Genomic DNA, 15,384 nt, shown 5'->3' on the forward strand with positions numbered 1-15,384 from the left:
TAAAACAGAACTATTCATTAATCAACCAATACAGTTGTTTATCAATAAAAACTAAAACTGTATTTAGGTAAATAACAAAACATTCAAAACAATATTAAATCCTTATGAAACACTATTTTACTTTAATAGTCTTGCTTTTTAACTTTGCTATACAAGCGCAAAACTTTAAAGGAACTATTAAAAACAAAGAAACCCAAGAAGCTGTTAGTCAAATTACAATTATTAGTGAAGATCAATCGTTTTTTGTTACCAGCAATGATAACGGCGAAGTAGTTCTACCTGATGCTGTTTTGAACAAAAAACTTTTCATAAACGATTATGAATATGTTTATAGCGAAAAAACGTTTAACAACTCACAACCATTTGTTTGGGAATTAACTCCGAATTCTGAAACATTAGAAGAAATTGTGATTTATGAAAACCCTCAAACTGTATTACAAGATATTATTAACCATTCTATAAAATCACTTAGTAAGAACATTAAATTAGAAGCTTATTACCGAGAAAATTACATTGAAAACAACCAAGTAGCCAGTTTTGCAGATGGCATTGTAGATTTTTATGTGGGTGATAAAATAGACATGGTAGCAAAACAAACTCGTATAAAAGATTACAGTGAAGTTGACCCTACAAGTAGAGCAATGGCTAACCCTCCATCTATTGTGCTTGAAACTTCTCTACGTTACAATGTTATTAGCACAATGCTTAAAGAAAAAAAGAAGTATGAATTTTACATTACTGCTAAAAAAGTAGGCGACAAAACGATACATACTTGTTATATTAACCCCAAAGAAAAAAGTAAAAAGCGCTTTTTAATGAAAGGATATTTTGTTTTTGATGAAGAAAAAAAGCTAATATTAGAAGTTAATTATGGTTTTGACCCTGAAAAGAAAAAACACAATTCAACCATGAATGTTATTGTAGGTAAGTTTGATTTTGAAGACATTAGTTATCAAGCAAAATACATAACAACCGATCTTTTTTACTATCCAAGTTATGCCAAATTAGCAAAAAACCTTACTATAAACTCTAAACTTGCTAAAATGAAGAATGTAAAAGTAAACAACAATTCATTCTTTTACATTTTAGATGCTATTAAAACGAATGAGAAACCTAATCCAGATCGTATTTTCAAATTGGGTACTTTATATAACAGTGGCAATAAATACTCAAGAGAATTTTGGAACGATCCTGAAATTAACAACCTTGCAGAATAAGTATTCTCATGTCGAGATTTTTTTGAATTAGTAAGCAACTCAATTGAGTTGCTTTTTTGCTTAATAGTACGCAATTTCTCTAGTAACGAAAGATGTTCCAAAATCAGTTTCAACAGAATTGTAAATCCAATTACCTTTTTCATCAAATTTATATTCTAAAACAAACTCTTCTCTACTTATTAATTTATCGTTTTCATACATTTCTGCAGCATTAAATGTTCCGTATTCATCAAAATAACTTATGGTTGTTTGTTCCTTATCTTTAAATTTTAATTCACGTATCATTTTAGTTTTTTTACCATTTTCATTGTAAAAGTAATTGGTAACTATAAAAACATCGCCTTCTTCATTGTAACTAATTGATTTGTTAATTACATTTTGTTTATCGTAATAATTTTCACTCCATTTTCTTTTAACACCATCTTCCTCTTTAAAAACAATTTCTAAATATCCCGTTGCTGTTTCTTCCTTTTTTCTAGTAATTCCATCGTCTAATAATCGATTTTCATTATCAATATAAAAGCCATCTTTTGTGAACTCCATTTCACTTTGCAATGAAAAACAATCTTTAGGATCTTTTGCTTTTTTTAACTGACTCTCTGAATATTGATAATATTCATCTTTAACACACTTTACCTCACCTTTTAAACCAAAATGGTTTAGGTTTTGCGCTTGCACGGTGCAACACAAAACAACGAATGCACTAACAATTAATTTTTTCATAAATACGATATTAAGATGCTTAATAATATTGAATGATACGTTTATAGCTTTCGCTATATTGACTGTTAAACACTTTGGTAAGCCAGTTGCCTTTTTTATCAAAAGTATAGTTAATCTCAAAAGATTCCTCGTTAACTAAAGCACCGTTTTTAAACTCTTTACTTAAAACAATATCGCCATATTTATTAAGCCAATGCTCATAAATAGTAATAACGTTGTTCCAAATATTGGTTGTTTTAGTTTGAGTTAACCTTTGATTTTTATCGTAAGAATACTCCCAAATATTAGCAACCTCACCACTATTGTTGTAATTTACAACTTTGATTTTCACTCCTTTCTTGTTATAATATTCTTCAAAACTTTTACGTTTTACACCATCCCACTCTAATGATTTCACCAAAGTATATCCTTCTTTAGTGTTGATTTTTTCAATTATATAACCATCATCACTTACTTTTTGCTCTTCTAATACTAAGTTTCCTTCTTTATTGAAATTGTAAGAAGTTGAACGCTCATAACAATTTAGCTGACCTCCTTCTAAAGCAATCATGGGGCATTTTCTGTATTCTTCTTTTATACTTTTTACTTTACCATTTAAACGCATTTCAACTCTACTTTGCGCAAAAACTGATATTGAAAGCAACAAACCAATTAATAATAATATCCCTCTCATTAATCATCAAGCATATTATCTCTAGTGTTCTTTTGTACGGCAATAGCACCAAATAAAGCCAACAAAAAGGCAAAAGCATAAAAACCTTTTTCACTTGGTAAAATGGTTGCATTCCACAAGCCAATAACTAATAAAACAATGGATGCTATGGTAGCAAACCAACAAATTCCATAATAAATATCGGTTACTTTTATATTTTCCATACGATCCCTTACTGCTTTTTGTAATGAAACAACAGCAAACAATCCAAACAATAAAATGGTAAAATAATATCCTTTTTCATTTAGCAGCATTTCGGCTCTTGCTAAACCTGTAATATAGCCAATCATTCCTGCAGCTAAGGCAACCCACGATGCACCTACAAAAGCTGGTGATACTTTTTGTTTCTTCATAGTTATTTTCTTTTATATAAAAATAAACCTTTTTTGTAAATAAAAAAGCCTCCCTTTAAAAAGGAAGGCTTTCATAAATTTATATACTGATTAGTATCTATAATGTTTTGCTTTAAAAGCAACTTCTTATTTTTATTTAAAGGTATAGTTTACACCAATCATAAACGAACGGTTTAAGTTGGCACCGTAATCAGAGTAATAACTAGCGTTGCTGTAAATAGGTTCTATTAAACCTTGACGCATACGTGCTTCAATTCCAATATTATCGGTAATACTATAACCAACACCAAAGTTAAACGTTAAATCAACACCGCTGTTGTTGGTATACAATGGCTCTTGATAGGTACCGTTATAAGTATTGTTGTAATGAATACCTTCTTGTTCTGAAACTTTAAAATCTAATCCCGGACCAACATGCATGTTAAACTTACCAAAGTTAAACTTATTAATAAAGTTTAACGATAAGTAATCTAAAGGAGCATTGCCGCTTTTGCCTGGTACATATTGGTAATTGGTATCATTGTAGCTATAAGTTTGTATGTTGTTTACACCTTGGCGTAAATACATCATTTCAAACTGCATATTATACACACGTGTTAGGTTTAATTTACCATACAAACCAAGATAAAAGTTGTTACGGTATTCACCACCTAAACCTGTTACTGTTGATGATGAGAAGCCCGCTTTTACACCTGGTTTAAAAGATACTTGCGCATTTGCTTTACCAAAAGCAATAAATGCTACAACAAATAGTATTTTTTTCATAAAAAGGTTATTATGTTATAAGTGTCGAATATACTACTTTTTTGCATTTGTAGTACTTTTTTAATATTTTGTGGTTATAAAACAACGCAAAAAAGCACCCAAGTAAGGTGCTTTTGTATGTGTTTTTTATAAAATGTGCGCTACATAATAATACATATAACACTGGTTTATTTATAAACCGTTTGCATTACTGCCGATTTTTTGTAAGCATTATAAGTAAGATACAAAAACACCAATACCAAAACTACCCATAGTACTAATGATAAAGTGCTACCTAAACTCTCGCCTATTGACACTAATAAACGTTTTATACCACTACGGCGCCCACTAACATCAATTACTTCACCTGCTTCATGTGCTTTTGCGGCATTGTATATTAAACCTCCAAATATACCTGCAAACATAGCGTACAACAAGTTCTTTGTCCAAGCTAAAGAACCTTTAGCCTTTTGAGTTACAGCTTGCAACTTTGTTTTAGCAACTAGGTAGTTTAAAACATCGGTATACTCATTATGTGCAGTAAAATCAAAGTAAAAAGTAGCGTACTCTAACCCTTTTTTTAGGTTGATTTGTATACTAGGATTATCAAAGTTGGGGTGCGGAATAATTTCATTGATATCAGTATAATCAATTCTAAAATGATGGTCTCTAAACTTTGGTTGTCCTTCAAACTCTTCTAATACACTTTCTTCTGTAGAATATAACTTTTCGGCAAAAATTACATCGGTTTCTCTAAATAACTTTGTTGGTGTAACCAACCCTTTTTCGGCAAAAAACGTTTTCATAGCGTGCTTTTTTGTTTAATTAATATTGATTTTTCTTTTTATTTTTTTGATTGTACAGAAGCTTCTTTCACTTTGTTTTTAACGGATGTTTTTTTATCATCCATAAACGTGCACACTTCGTTATAATTTAAAGCAACATAAAGTAAGGTAATGATAAAAATACCCATAATTATAAGTAAGCTTTTAATAGGATTAATACCCGAAGCAAATAAAATCATAGACGTAGCAAAGCCGCCTATCCATGTTAATGCAATAGGGAATGCTAATAAATTAGCTAAGGTTTGGGAAAACTTACGCAAACCAATGGCTTTTAATAAGGCATCAAACAAAAAAAGAAACAAGCCTAATGGAATAATACCAAATCCAAAAATAACCACAACCATTCCTTCTTCGTTTTGCAAATAACGTAGAAAATCTTGAATCATGAGTTAGAATTTTACACCTTGATAGGCTTTTTCATCATCTGTTATTTGTAAAAAGTTTCGTTTGCTATAACGCAAGATGCCTGCAAACAAAACATTAGGAAACTCTTGTATGCCTGTGTTATACAACGCAACCGACTCATTGAACAACTCTCGACGGTCTGAAATGTGATCTTCTATTTGAGACACTCTATTTTGCAAAGACAAAAACGCTTGATTGGCTTGTAAAGCAGGATAATTTTCTGAAACCGCAAACAAAGACTGCATTGATTTGGTTATTTGATTGGACAATTGCACCTTTTCATCCACATTTGTTGTGTTTAAAAACTGCGTACGCATTTGTGTTAGCTGTGTAAGTACTTTTTCTTCGTATTGGGTGTTTTGCTTTACTACCTCAACTAAGTTAGGTATTTCATCGGTACGTTGTTTTAGTAGTACATCAATATTAGCAAAAGCTTTGTCTACATTATTGTTTAAAAACACCAAACGGTTGTAAATAGCTATACCTGCACTTACCAATGCTACCACTAATACAACTATAATTAATAAGGCTAAAATGTTTTCCATAGTTATTCTTTTTCTATTTCTATTATTACTGGGTCTAATTCACTATGCTGTATGGTTTCATTTGAAAGAGAATCAGTAGATTGTTTTTTATTAAAGATATTAAAACTTTCTTGTAAATAAGCATGAGGTACTATTCTTATGCCATTGCTGGTAACGCTAACTTTTGACGATAGTATAAAAGCTGCCCACAATAAAAACATAACAAAATAAGGGCGCACCTTATTAAAGTAAAAAGACATTTCATTGTACTTTTCTATAGCACTAACAGGTGTAATACTTAGTATTTTTTTATGTTCATCATACGTTAAAACGGGTTCACCATTGATGTTATCTACCTTACCAATCATTAAATATTCTTTGTTGGTATCTCCTTCAATAACATACTCGGTATACTTTTTACCATTAGAACGGTAAGAGTCTTCACTAAATTTCATAACATTTAGCTTATCGGGCAGTACTTTAATTCGCCCTGTTTCATCCTCTAAATAAAAAGGGTTGTAAAGCCACTCTGTATGTATGGTTGTAAAGCTTTCATCACCGTCTTTATCGCGACTAATATCTTGTATTAAATAATAATATCCTGCACAACGTTTCTTTTTAATTTTACTTTGTAAAGGTTCATCAATAATAATTTTACCCTTAACCTCTGCCAAACCCATTGCAACCGATCTAATTTTTGATGTAGGTAATGATTTTTGTAGTTTTAAAATATTGGCTCCTTTTTTATAGTTAGCAAGAACCGCAACTACAATAAAGAAAATAACAACACCTACAAAACCAAGTAAACCAATACTTATAAAAAAGCCTGCTGTAATACCCAAGGTTTTTAACCCTTCTAAAAACCAATGTGTTCTCTTTGGTGTAATCGCTTTGTTTTGCCCTTTGGTAAGTAGCTCTCTATGCGCTACAAACGATTGATTTTTCTTAGCATTTACAAAAGGTGCAACAAAAATGATTCCTATAATAGCCAAAGCAAAGGTAGATACAAATAAAAAGATGCCAACTAATATTGCAAATGGCGGATACATAAAATAGGCAATTAATACAACCGTTGGATATACTGCAAAAAAGTATTTATTTAAAGGTATACCATAAATTTGTGAAAGTATTACAAAATGAAACAAACTTACAATTACTACCACAAACAAGATACCTAATAAACCCGCAATAGGAATATCTAGTTGCATTATATCGTTATACATATTCTCCATAAGATTCTTTTTTGATGTGTTTTGTTAACAATACTTAAAACAATAGCATGTAAAATGTATTAGTTGTTACCAAAAACGCTGCAATGTAAGTGTTTATTTTTCATTGTTGTTTAAAAACTCATCGGTAAAATGGGTTTGTGTTTTGCTTTTAGCAAACTTTTCTTGGTTGTACTCATTTGATTTATTCCTAGGAATTGAAAGTGATTGCCATTGTTGATTTTGCAGCATTTTACCAATAAATACTATTTGTCCCACATGATATGGATAATGCGCCAACTGACGGTTGATAGCATCTAACACCGTATGTCCCTCGTTTCTAATATAAATAATTCTATCTAAATCTTCAGGTGTTAACGTATTTAAGGTATCAAAAAAACATTGCCAACCTGCGTTCCATCTTTCTATAACTTGTTCTTTAGTTTGAGCATCGTTTTCAAATTCAGTATCACGAAAACGGTTTTCCTTCTCGCCATCGGTAGTAAAAATATCGGTCCAACGTGAAAGCATGTTGCCCCATAAATGTTTCACAATAATAGCAATGCTGTTGCTTTCATCATTGTATTGCCAAAAAAAGGCTTCTGTATTGGTAAGTTGTTCAAATGTTTTATCGCCCAACTGTTTGTAATAAGCAAATTGCTTTTTAGCGCCTGATAAATAATCTGTATTCATATTAAAAAAGGGTGGGATTGTCATTGCCTGGATAAGGTATATCCAAATCAAAAATTTTATTTAATTTCTGTATAAAATATGTTGCCAATAAAGGCGATTCTAACTCGATATTTTGATGAATGAAAAAGTATAATTTTTGCAAACCTTCTTTACGCCATTGTACAATAACGTTTAACCAATCATCTAATCTTTGATAATCTGATGGGTGATTTGCCCCAACGTATCGCACAAAAGCAGTATTCGTTGTTAACTTCATGTGCAACATATCGCGTCTTCCGGCTGTATCAACAATAATATTGGTAACATTGTTTTGCTCTAGAAAACTACAATAATCATGAAACAGTTCTTCATTATTAAACCATTCTTTATTGCGAACCTCTACAGCTAAGGGGTATCCTTTAGGAAAATCGCCAATGAATGCTTTTAAGCGATCAAAATCTTTTGGTTTGAAGTTATCATGTACTTGCAAAAAAACCATTCCTAGTTGCTCTTCAAAAAAAGACAAAGCATCGGTAAAACTTAAAACTTTATCATATACATTTAATAATCGACTATAATGACTGATTGATTGCGGAATTTTAGGAAAAAACTTAAAATACGCAGGTGTTTTTTCTTTCCATTTAGCTACTTGATCTTTGGAAGGTGCGCTGTAAAAAGTGGCATTTAATTCAATACTATTAAATTGTTTTGCGTAGTAAACAAGCTCATCTTTGGTGCCTTTTGGATAAAATCCCTTTAAATCGGTTTTGTTCCATTTAGCACATCCTACAAATACTTCAAAAGGATTATTTTGTTCATTACCGTTTATTAATGAAGACTTTAAAGGAGGAACTGGTGGTAGTGTAAAATCTATTAAAGATGGATCTTCAACTTTTCCGAATTTCATTTTTTATTTAAAAGTACTAAATCTATTAAGAAAGGTAACGTATAAAATAGTATTTTTAAACAAAATTTTAGTTATGAAAAAAATTGCATTGTTACTTACATTGGCATTAACTTTTAGTTGCGGTGTATTGAAAAAAGATAAAGATGGTTACAACGGCACTTGGATTTTACAAAACAAAAGCGGCGGTTTTACAGGTAGAACAACTCAACCAGACCAAGAAGTGAAATTGGTTATTAAGAACGATAAAATAAAATACTTTGAGAATGGAAAATTAGTCTCTGAAGATGTTTTTAAAGTTGAGAAAGCAAAAGTCATACAAAGCACAGAACCACAAGATGTTATTGTAAGCAAAAAACTAATGAAAGAATCTATTTCTGTACAAGGTGATACGCTTATTATTTCACAACAGTGTTATGATTGTTATACTTTTATGTACACTAGAAAATAGTTAGTTGCCTACGGGAAAACTAATTTGAAAACCAACACCACGAACGGATTGTATCTTAATACGATCATCATATTGAAAGTATTTTCTAAGGCGACTTATAAAAACGTCCATGCTGCGCCCAGTAAAATAGTCGGTTGCATTCCAAACGTTTTGTAATATTATTTCGCGCGTTATCATTCGTTCGTTGTATTCTAATAAAAGTAACAATAAATTCACTTCTCTTTCGGTAAGCTGAAACTTTGTTTCGTCATGTGTAAGCAACAACTGTTCGGGTAAAAACAAATAGTTTCCTAATTTATATTGATTGGTTTTATGGGTGCTTTTACGTTTTAAAATGTTGTGTAACCGTAAAACCAACTCTTCTGGATCGCAAGGTTTTGCTACGTAATCATCGGCTCCTATTTTCAATCCTAAAATGCGGTCTATTTGTTGATTTTTAGCTGTAAGAAACAAAAAAGGGCAATGCAACTTTTCTTGTAGTTTTTTGGCTAAAGTAAATCCATCCATATTAGGTAACATTACATCTAAAATGGCAATTTCACAGTTTTGTACAACATTTATTTCATCTAAAACATGTAAAGGATTTTGATACCAATGCACATTAAACCCAGACATTTCAAGATATTGCTTTAATATAAAACCAAAATCATATTCATCTTCAACCAATAAAACCGTTACCTTGCTCATATTTCAATTGTTATTTCGCATCCTTTTCCTAAATCACTTTTCATTTGAATGGTTCCTTGGTGTTTTTGAACCGTTTTTTGAACCAAATACAAACCTAAGCCCAACCCTTTTACATTGTGAATATTGTTTGTGGCAATGCGGTAATATTTATCAAAAATCTTTCGTTGTTCTTCTTTTGCAATGCCTATTCCGTTATCCTTCACTCCTATTTCCAAAGAATCTTGAGATTGAAGTACTTTGATATCCAACATTTTACCACCGTACTTAATACTGTTTTCTATTAAATTACCTAAAATGGTTTCCATTTCAACCGAACTCATTTTAAAATCGTCTTTTGATTGAATGTTGATATTCCAATGAATTTCAGGATACAAAATAGTATAATCTTGTAAAAAATCATGTATTTGTTGTTCTGTAGCTTTTTTATCTAATGTTTCAACCTCATCTAAAGGTTTTAGTAAATGTTCTAACCTATGAATTTGTCTATCCATTAAATCAAGCGTTTCATCTTTTTTAATAATACGCATTTGTTTTGAAGCTACTTTTAAAGTTGCCAAAGGCGTTTTAAATTCATGCGCCACATTATCAATGGTATCGTGTAAAAGTAAAACTTGCAAATGTTGCTCTTTGTACTTTTTGTACGATTGAAAATACAACCAAAGCACTAAAATCATTAATACAATGGATACCAAAAACAAGCTCCACAACTCTTTATATAAAATTTGATTCAGGTTTAAAACATCAAAATACATAGCTTGGGTAATGTTGTAACTACGCTCGCTATTTTGAGAAACAAACTTTTTAATACCACCTTTAGGATCAATATTTTCTACATCTTCTGTTTTAGAAGCAGAATAAGTTGATTCCCAATTTGATTCGCTCAACAAATAATTTTCCTCAGGTTTTGGATTTGTTTGGTAAATAACCAAAGGATTTGAAATGATTTCATTATGCGCTTTTAGATCATAAACGCGCTTTAATTCTTTCTTAAAAGCCAGCTTTAAACCTGTTTCTTTGTATTGTTGTTCAACAAATTTTTGTAAGGTTGGCGAAAGACTATCGTTAACAAACTTCATACTTTTAATGAAACTTGCTTCGGATATTTTCTTATCAGGATATTCATACCATTTATACAAACTTTCATCCCAATTGGTGTCTTCTAAAAACTTATAATCAACATCAACCTTTTCTAATATTCCTTTGGCTCTTGCCTTAATTTCGTTTCGTTTTAACAATACGGTATTGTACAGAAAATACGCCTGTATAGAAACCAATACCACAAATAGCAGTGAAAAATAGACAATTGGATGTATTTTTTTCTTTTTCATTAAAGCAAATATACACAATGCTGCTTTTGTAAAAACACATTAACCCGTTGTTAACCGTTCATTAACCAAAGCCAAGCGTTTTGTGACGCAACTTTGTAAAAACAAAAATCATGAAACATATTATAACTTTATTCGTTTGTTTTTGTTGCTTTTCGGTTTTGGCTCAGCAAAAAAACATAAAAGGAATTGTATTAAACGATGCACATATTCCTATATCAGAAATAGAAATTCAAATTGTAACGACAAATGAAGAATACATTCAATCTGTTGCAACCGATTCTTTAGGTAGATTTGAATTTGAAACCGATTTAAACAATGTTGTATTGCAAATAGATGCGCTTTTTTACGAACCATTTAAGCAATTCATTTCTGTTGAAGAAACGACTAATCCGCTAACAATTCAACTAAAATCGTCGGAAGAACAATTAGCAGAATTAACCATTCAAGTCAAAAGACCTAAAATCAAACAAAAAATTGATCGTTTGGTTTTTGATGTAGAAAACAGCACCCTTTCCAACCTAAATACCTGGGAAATTTTAAAGCGTACTCCAAATATCACTGTAAAAAACGGAAATCTGCAAGTACGCAATAACAACAACATTTTAGTGACTATTAACGATAAAAAATGGTTGATGTCGCCACAAGAATTGCAAACGCTTTTAGAAAACACACCTGGAAACGAATTACAATCTATTGAAGTAATTACCAATCCGCCTGCTCAATACGAAGCTTCAGGCGCAGCCATTGTGAATATCAAACTAAAAGAAAACAAATTATTGGGTTATAAAGGCACTTTGTTTGGCAAATATGAACAAAGCATGTACGCAAAAGGAATAATGGGGATAAGCAATTTTTACAATGTTGGCAAATGGAATTTTGCTGCAAGTTATTATCGTGGTGGTGGTAATTATGTGCGTAAAAGCAATGATTACGTTCATTACCAGGAAGATAACACAACATGGAAAACCATTACAAACCGTAAAGACACAAGCAAATCGCAAAATACATGGAATGCCATTGTGGGCTATCAAAAAGATTCTTTAACATCAATTAATTTTGGAATTAACGGTTTTTATCAGCCAAATTCACATGGTTTGTATAACATTCCTACCACAATTACCAATGCAAATAACGAAATCACTTCTCAGTTTTATACTTTAAATAATCATAACGATTGGAGCAATAAATTGAATTCATTTGTGCAATATCAGCAAAAAATTAACAATCATACATTGTCTTCAAACGCACAATATACGTACAACAATAAAAGAAAGTTTCAGGATATTATCACCCAAAAAGAAACTTCTAAAAACCAATTTACAAATACTGAGAAAAACAATACACAGGTTTTAAGTTTTCAGATAGATGATGCTTACAAAAAAGGAAATGTAAGTTGGGATAACGGAATAAAATTCAGCAACATTGCTTCGGAATTTAAAATGGATTTTGCAGATGATGAAAGTGGCAATTTAGAATACAATCCAGAAAAAAGCAATCAATTTTCGTACAAAGAACAAAATTATGCGGCTTATACATCGGTAGGATACGATATGGAAAAATGGTCATTTAAAGCAGGCTTACGTGCCGAATATACCAATTTAAAAGGCATTGTAGAAAATCCTTTTGATCAAAACAAACAATCGTATTTAGAATGGTTTCCTACACTTTATGCACAACGAACGTTTGAAAACACACATCAATTAGGACTATCATACGGAAAACGAATTTCACGCCCGTATTACGCTTGGTTAAATCCAACAAAATCGTACTACAATGAATATTCTTATTTTCAAGGCGATCCGCGTTTGCGTGCCACTTTAACACATAATATCGAACTAAATTACAGTTTTAAAAACGCTGTTATTACGCCTTATTTTAGATATGAAAAATATCCTTCAATGGAAATTAATTTTCAAATGCCCGAAAACAAAACCATTTTATACAAATACACCAATATAAAAGACGAGCATTCCTTTGGATTGCAACTTTACAAGAATTTTGAAATTTCGCCTATACTTTCAGTAGATTTAAGTGCAAATACGGAATATAGAAAACAACTTTTTTGGGGATTAGATGAGCAGATTTATGAAAACAAAAAGCTAAGTTTTAACGGACGTGCCAATGTGCAAATTCAATTAGATCAAAACACAGATTGGACGTTAAACGCGAGTTATTTCTATACAACGCCAAGTATTCAGGGTACTTTTACTATTTCGGATTATTCAAGTACTTCATTGCAAATGACACGAAAATTCTTTGATAAAAAGCTAGATGCTTCATTAGCTTTCAATGATATTTTTTATACCGAAAAAATGAAAATTGCAACCAAATACGCCAACCAGAACAATTATTTCATTGATTCAACCGATACTCAAAACTTCACTATTACACTTCGTTATCATTTTGGAAATCAAAAAGTAAAATCAATCCAAAAAGTAGAAGGTACAGAAGAACAAAATCGTTTATAAGTATTTTTAATTTGTTTAGTTTAAAAAAGCCAATCATTTTGATTGGCTTTTTGTTATGCATGATTTTCTAAAATAGAGTCAATTACATAGTTGTAATTTAACAAGTCTCTATCTTCTTCATTATAAACTCTTTGCCATTTAAATACAGGAATAAAAATGCGGGTTGTTGCTTTTCCGTTCCATTCTACAGGCAAGTTATGTTTCTCTAATACTTCAATAATCTTTTTAGCAACTTCCTTACTAACTACATCGCTTTCATTATTGATTTTTTGAAACGATATATACAAACCTTCGCCGAGTACAGCACGTTCTAAATCTTGACCGTGATAAAAACAATATCCTTCTGATTTTTCATTGTTTTCACGTAAAGCGCGCTCTACTTCAACTGCTTCATAATCGCCATCATCTGTAGTATAACCAGGGTAATGCAAAGCAATAATTCGTTGCGTTGCCAACTCGTCAAAAGCCATAATTAATCGCTCCGTTTCAGTTGGTGCTTGCCATAGTTTACTTTCTTCAAGCAGTTGTTGGTAAACATTTTCAATTTGTTGATACGCCCAATCTTCTGATATTTCATCTTCAAAACCATTATCTTCAATTTCTTCAATAATATTGTTTTGAATATCTTCTAAACTATAAAATCCGGAACGAACTTGGGTGTAAATTGAGTCAAAAATAAATTGCTGATCTTCAGACATATTTTGTTTCATTGTAATTTGTGCTTTTTAGCTTTTATTATTTTTTGTTGTACGAATATATTAATTCATTTTAAATTCTGAACAATTCGTACTTTTTTTTTAAGTTTTTTTTAGAATATCGAACTAAATCAATCTTTTTAGTTCTTTTAAAATGGATGAAGTACCTTTGCAAACTCAAAACATCATTAAAAATGAACAAAGGATTAATAGCTTTAGCTTTTGGTGGATTAGCCATTGGTATGACAGAATTTACCATGATGGGGATTTTACAGGATATTGCTAAAGACCAAAACATTGAAATTACACAAGCTGCACATTTTATTGCTTTATACGCTTTAGGTGTAGTTGTAGGCGCACCTATATTAACACTTTTTACAGGCAAAATTGCACCTAAAAAAGTACTGCTTTTTTTAATGATTTTGTTTGTTGTTTTTAACGGTTTGTTTGCCATTGCACCAGAATACAACTCTTTAGCAATAAGTAGATTTATGTCTGGACTGCCGCATGGTGCTTTTTTTGGAGTTGGTTCTGTTGTTGCAGCTCAATTAGCTACTAAAGGTAAAGAAGCGCAGGCGATTGCTTTTATGTTTACAGGAATGACCATTGCTAATTTAGCTGGGGTTCCGTTAGGTACCTATATTGGTCATCACTATTCTTGGCGCATTACCTATAGTATTATTGCTTTATTAGGTTTGGTTACTTTTGCTGCTATTTATTTTTGGTTGCCTAAAATTGATACTAAATCTACAGGCGATTTAAAACAACAACTTGCTTACTTTAAGTTAAAAAAAGCATGGTTAATAATAGCTATTATTTCTATTGGAACTGGCGGTTTGTTTTCATGGATAACTTACATATCGCCAATGGTTACAAAAATTGGATTATTAGCAGAAAACAAAGTGCCTTTTATTATGGTTTTAGTAGGATTGGGAATGTTTATTGGTAATATTATTGGCGGTAAACTTGCTGATACTATTTCGCCTACTAAAGCAGCTATTGCATGCTTCTCTACTATGGCAATCACTTTAGTTGTTGTGTATTTCACAGCTCATATTACACAATTATCATACGTCATGGCTTTTGTAACAGGTATGGTTGCCTTTACCATAGGATCGCCTTTACAAATGATGTTAATTACCTCAGCAAAAGGATCTGAAAACATTGCAGCAGCTGCCGGACAAGCAAGTTTTAATGTTGGTAATACATTAGGTGCCTATTTTGGTGGCATTCCTATTACTTTAGGTTTTGCATACAACACACCTGTATTAATTGGTGTTGGTATGGCAAGTATCGGAGCCATTTTAGCCTTTTTCTATCTAAAACAATTCAATCAATAATGTACCCTATATGTAGAAAAAATAAACAGCTTTTTCTTAAAAACTCTTATTACCATCAACAAAAGTCTTGTTTAATATACTGTGGCACAATGCTTGCTTTACTTAATC

The 15,384-nt window shown here is 31.3% G+C and carries 17 protein-coding genes; 4 read left to right on the forward strand and 13 right to left on the reverse strand.

The window, feature by feature from the left end:
* Positions 1–104 precede the first annotated feature (104 nt).
* Positions 105–1,217 carry a hypothetical protein gene (locus H1R17_RS02890; protein WP_163432490.1) on the forward strand — a complete coding sequence of 371 codons (1,113 nt, stop codon included), beginning with the start codon at positions 105–107 and terminating at the stop codon, positions 1,215–1,217.
* A 60-nt stretch (positions 1,218–1,277) separates the two neighbouring features.
* Here the strand turns inward: H1R17_RS02890 and H1R17_RS02895 are convergent, their stop codons facing one another.
* From H1R17_RS02895 to H1R17_RS02940, 10 genes are all read right to left on the reverse strand, one after another.
* On the reverse strand, positions 1,278–1,940 hold the full coding sequence (locus H1R17_RS02895) for a hypothetical protein (RefSeq protein ID WP_163432489.1): 663 nt from the start codon (positions 1,938–1,940) through the stop codon (positions 1,278–1,280).
* Positions 1,941–1,959: 19 nt separating this feature from the next.
* A complete protein-coding gene (locus tag H1R17_RS02900; RefSeq protein WP_163432488.1) occupies positions 1,960–2,613 on the reverse strand; it encodes a hypothetical protein in 654 nt (217 codons plus the stop codon).
* On the reverse strand, positions 2,613–3,005 hold the full coding sequence (gene yiaA, locus H1R17_RS02905; protein WP_163432487.1) for an inner membrane protein YiaA: 393 nt from the start codon (positions 3,003–3,005) through the stop codon (positions 2,613–2,615). Before yiaA ends, H1R17_RS02900 begins: the two co-directional genes overlap by 1 nt.
* 132 nt (positions 3,006–3,137) lie before the next feature.
* The gene (locus tag H1R17_RS02910) at positions 3,138–3,770 is read right to left on the reverse strand and encodes an outer membrane beta-barrel protein (RefSeq protein WP_163432486.1); all 633 of its coding nucleotides are present in this window, start codon (positions 3,768–3,770) and stop codon (positions 3,138–3,140) included.
* 167 nt (positions 3,771–3,937) lie between these two features.
* Positions 3,938–4,555, reverse strand: coding sequence for a hypothetical protein (locus H1R17_RS02915; protein WP_163432485.1), 618 nt, complete (start codon positions 4,553–4,555; stop codon positions 3,938–3,940).
* Positions 4,556–4,593: 38 nt separating this feature from the next.
* Positions 4,594–4,980, reverse strand: coding sequence for a hypothetical protein (locus H1R17_RS02920; protein WP_163432484.1), 387 nt, complete (start codon positions 4,978–4,980; stop codon positions 4,594–4,596).
* Between the two features lie 3 nt (positions 4,981–4,983).
* Positions 4,984–5,544, reverse strand: coding sequence for a LemA family protein (locus H1R17_RS02925; RefSeq protein WP_163432483.1), 561 nt, complete (start codon positions 5,542–5,544; stop codon positions 4,984–4,986).
* Between the two features lie 2 nt (positions 5,545–5,546).
* Positions 5,547–6,755 carry a hypothetical protein gene (locus H1R17_RS02930; RefSeq protein ID WP_163432482.1) on the reverse strand — a complete coding sequence of 403 codons (1,209 nt, stop codon included), beginning with the start codon at positions 6,753–6,755 and terminating at the stop codon, positions 5,547–5,549.
* A gap of 93 nt (positions 6,756–6,848) precedes the next feature.
* Entirely contained in the window at positions 6,849–7,424 is a 576-nt protein-coding gene (locus H1R17_RS02935; RefSeq protein ID WP_163432481.1) for a DUF1572 family protein, read from the reverse strand.
* A 1-nt stretch (position 7,425) separates the two neighbouring features.
* Positions 7,426–8,310 carry a DUF72 domain-containing protein gene (locus H1R17_RS02940; protein ID WP_163432480.1) on the reverse strand — a complete coding sequence of 295 codons (885 nt, stop codon included), beginning with the start codon at positions 8,308–8,310 and terminating at the stop codon, positions 7,426–7,428.
* A gap of 73 nt (positions 8,311–8,383) precedes the next feature.
* On the opposite strand from H1R17_RS02940, the gene H1R17_RS02945 reads away from it, so the two are divergent.
* Positions 8,384–8,758 carry a hypothetical protein gene (locus H1R17_RS02945; protein ID WP_163432479.1) on the forward strand — a complete coding sequence of 125 codons (375 nt, stop codon included), beginning with the start codon at positions 8,384–8,386 and terminating at the stop codon, positions 8,756–8,758.
* Here H1R17_RS02945 and H1R17_RS02950 read toward each other — a convergent pair whose 3' ends face one another.
* Positions 8,759–9,445: a response regulator transcription factor gene (locus tag H1R17_RS02950; protein ID WP_163432478.1), complete on the reverse strand. Its 687-nt coding sequence runs from the start codon at positions 9,443–9,445 to the stop codon at positions 8,759–8,761.
* Positions 9,442–10,773, reverse strand: a complete 1,332-nt coding sequence (locus tag H1R17_RS02955) for a sensor histidine kinase KdpD (RefSeq protein ID WP_163432477.1) — start codon at positions 10,771–10,773, stop codon at positions 9,442–9,444. Before H1R17_RS02955 ends, H1R17_RS02950 begins: the two co-directional genes overlap by 4 nt.
* A gap of 110 nt (positions 10,774–10,883) precedes the next feature.
* On the opposite strand from H1R17_RS02955, the gene H1R17_RS02960 reads away from it, so the two are divergent.
* Positions 10,884–13,241 carry an outer membrane beta-barrel family protein gene (locus tag H1R17_RS02960; protein ID WP_163432476.1) on the forward strand — a complete coding sequence of 786 codons (2,358 nt, stop codon included), beginning with the start codon at positions 10,884–10,886 and terminating at the stop codon, positions 13,239–13,241.
* A 53-nt stretch (positions 13,242–13,294) separates the two neighbouring features.
* Here H1R17_RS02960 and H1R17_RS02965 read toward each other — a convergent pair whose 3' ends face one another.
* A complete protein-coding gene (locus H1R17_RS02965; protein ID WP_240453356.1) occupies positions 13,295–13,951 on the reverse strand; it encodes a hypothetical protein in 657 nt (218 codons plus the stop codon).
* A 179-nt stretch (positions 13,952–14,130) separates the two neighbouring features.
* Here H1R17_RS02965 and H1R17_RS02970 point away from each other — a divergent pair, with 179 nt between their 5' ends.
* Entirely contained in the window at positions 14,131–15,276 is a 1,146-nt protein-coding gene (locus tag H1R17_RS02970) for an MFS transporter (protein WP_163432475.1), read from the forward strand.
* Positions 15,277–15,384: the final 108 nt, after the last annotated feature.

Origin of the sequence: Flavobacterium sp. xlx-214, assembly GCF_013874595.1 — a bacterium.
In the GTDB taxonomy this organism is placed as follows: Bacteria; Bacteroidota; Bacteroidia; order Flavobacteriales; family Flavobacteriaceae; genus Flavobacterium.

What these genes read in the sequence shown, in the direction of transcription:
- H1R17_RS02890 (WP_163432490.1), top strand. Translation starts at nt 105, where the DNA reads ATGAAACACTATTTTACTTTAATAGTCTTGCTTTTTAACTTTGCTATA.
- H1R17_RS02895 (WP_163432489.1), bottom strand. Translation starts at nt 1,940, where the DNA reads ATGAAAAAATTAATTGTTAGTGCATTCGTTGTTTTGTGTTGCACCGTG.
- H1R17_RS02900 (WP_163432488.1), bottom strand. Translation starts at nt 2,613, where the DNA reads ATGAGAGGGATATTATTATTAATTGGTTTGTTGCTTTCAATATCAGTT.
- yiaA (WP_163432487.1), bottom strand. Translation starts at nt 3,005, where the DNA reads ATGAAGAAACAAAAAGTATCACCAGCTTTTGTAGGTGCATCGTGGGTT.
- H1R17_RS02910 (WP_163432486.1), bottom strand. Translation starts at nt 3,770, where the DNA reads ATGAAAAAAATACTATTTGTTGTAGCATTTATTGCTTTTGGTAAAGCA.
- H1R17_RS02915 (WP_163432485.1), bottom strand. Translation starts at nt 4,555, where the DNA reads ATGAAAACGTTTTTTGCCGAAAAAGGGTTGGTTACACCAACAAAGTTA.
- H1R17_RS02920 (WP_163432484.1), bottom strand. Translation starts at nt 4,980, where the DNA reads ATGATTCAAGATTTTCTACGTTATTTGCAAAACGAAGAAGGAATGGTT.
- H1R17_RS02925 (WP_163432483.1), bottom strand. Translation starts at nt 5,544, where the DNA reads ATGGAAAACATTTTAGCCTTATTAATTATAGTTGTATTAGTGGTAGCA.
- H1R17_RS02930 (WP_163432482.1), bottom strand. Translation starts at nt 6,755, where the DNA reads ATGGAGAATATGTATAACGATATAATGCAACTAGATATTCCTATTGCG.
- H1R17_RS02935 (WP_163432481.1), bottom strand. Translation starts at nt 7,424, where the DNA reads ATGAATACAGATTATTTATCAGGCGCTAAAAAGCAATTTGCTTATTAC.
- H1R17_RS02940 (WP_163432480.1), bottom strand. Translation starts at nt 8,310, where the DNA reads ATGAAATTCGGAAAAGTTGAAGATCCATCTTTAATAGATTTTACACTA.
- H1R17_RS02945 (WP_163432479.1), top strand. Translation starts at nt 8,384, where the DNA reads ATGAAAAAAATTGCATTGTTACTTACATTGGCATTAACTTTTAGTTGC.
- H1R17_RS02950 (WP_163432478.1), bottom strand. Translation starts at nt 9,445, where the DNA reads ATGAGCAAGGTAACGGTTTTATTGGTTGAAGATGAATATGATTTTGGT.
- H1R17_RS02955 (WP_163432477.1), bottom strand. Translation starts at nt 10,773, where the DNA reads ATGAAAAAGAAAAAAATACATCCAATTGTCTATTTTTCACTGCTATTT.
- H1R17_RS02960 (WP_163432476.1), top strand. Translation starts at nt 10,884, where the DNA reads ATGAAACATATTATAACTTTATTCGTTTGTTTTTGTTGCTTTTCGGTT.
- H1R17_RS02965 (WP_240453356.1), bottom strand. Translation starts at nt 13,951, where the DNA reads ATGAAACAAAATATGTCTGAAGATCAGCAATTTATTTTTGACTCAATT.
- H1R17_RS02970 (WP_163432475.1), top strand. Translation starts at nt 14,131, where the DNA reads ATGAACAAAGGATTAATAGCTTTAGCTTTTGGTGGATTAGCCATTGGT.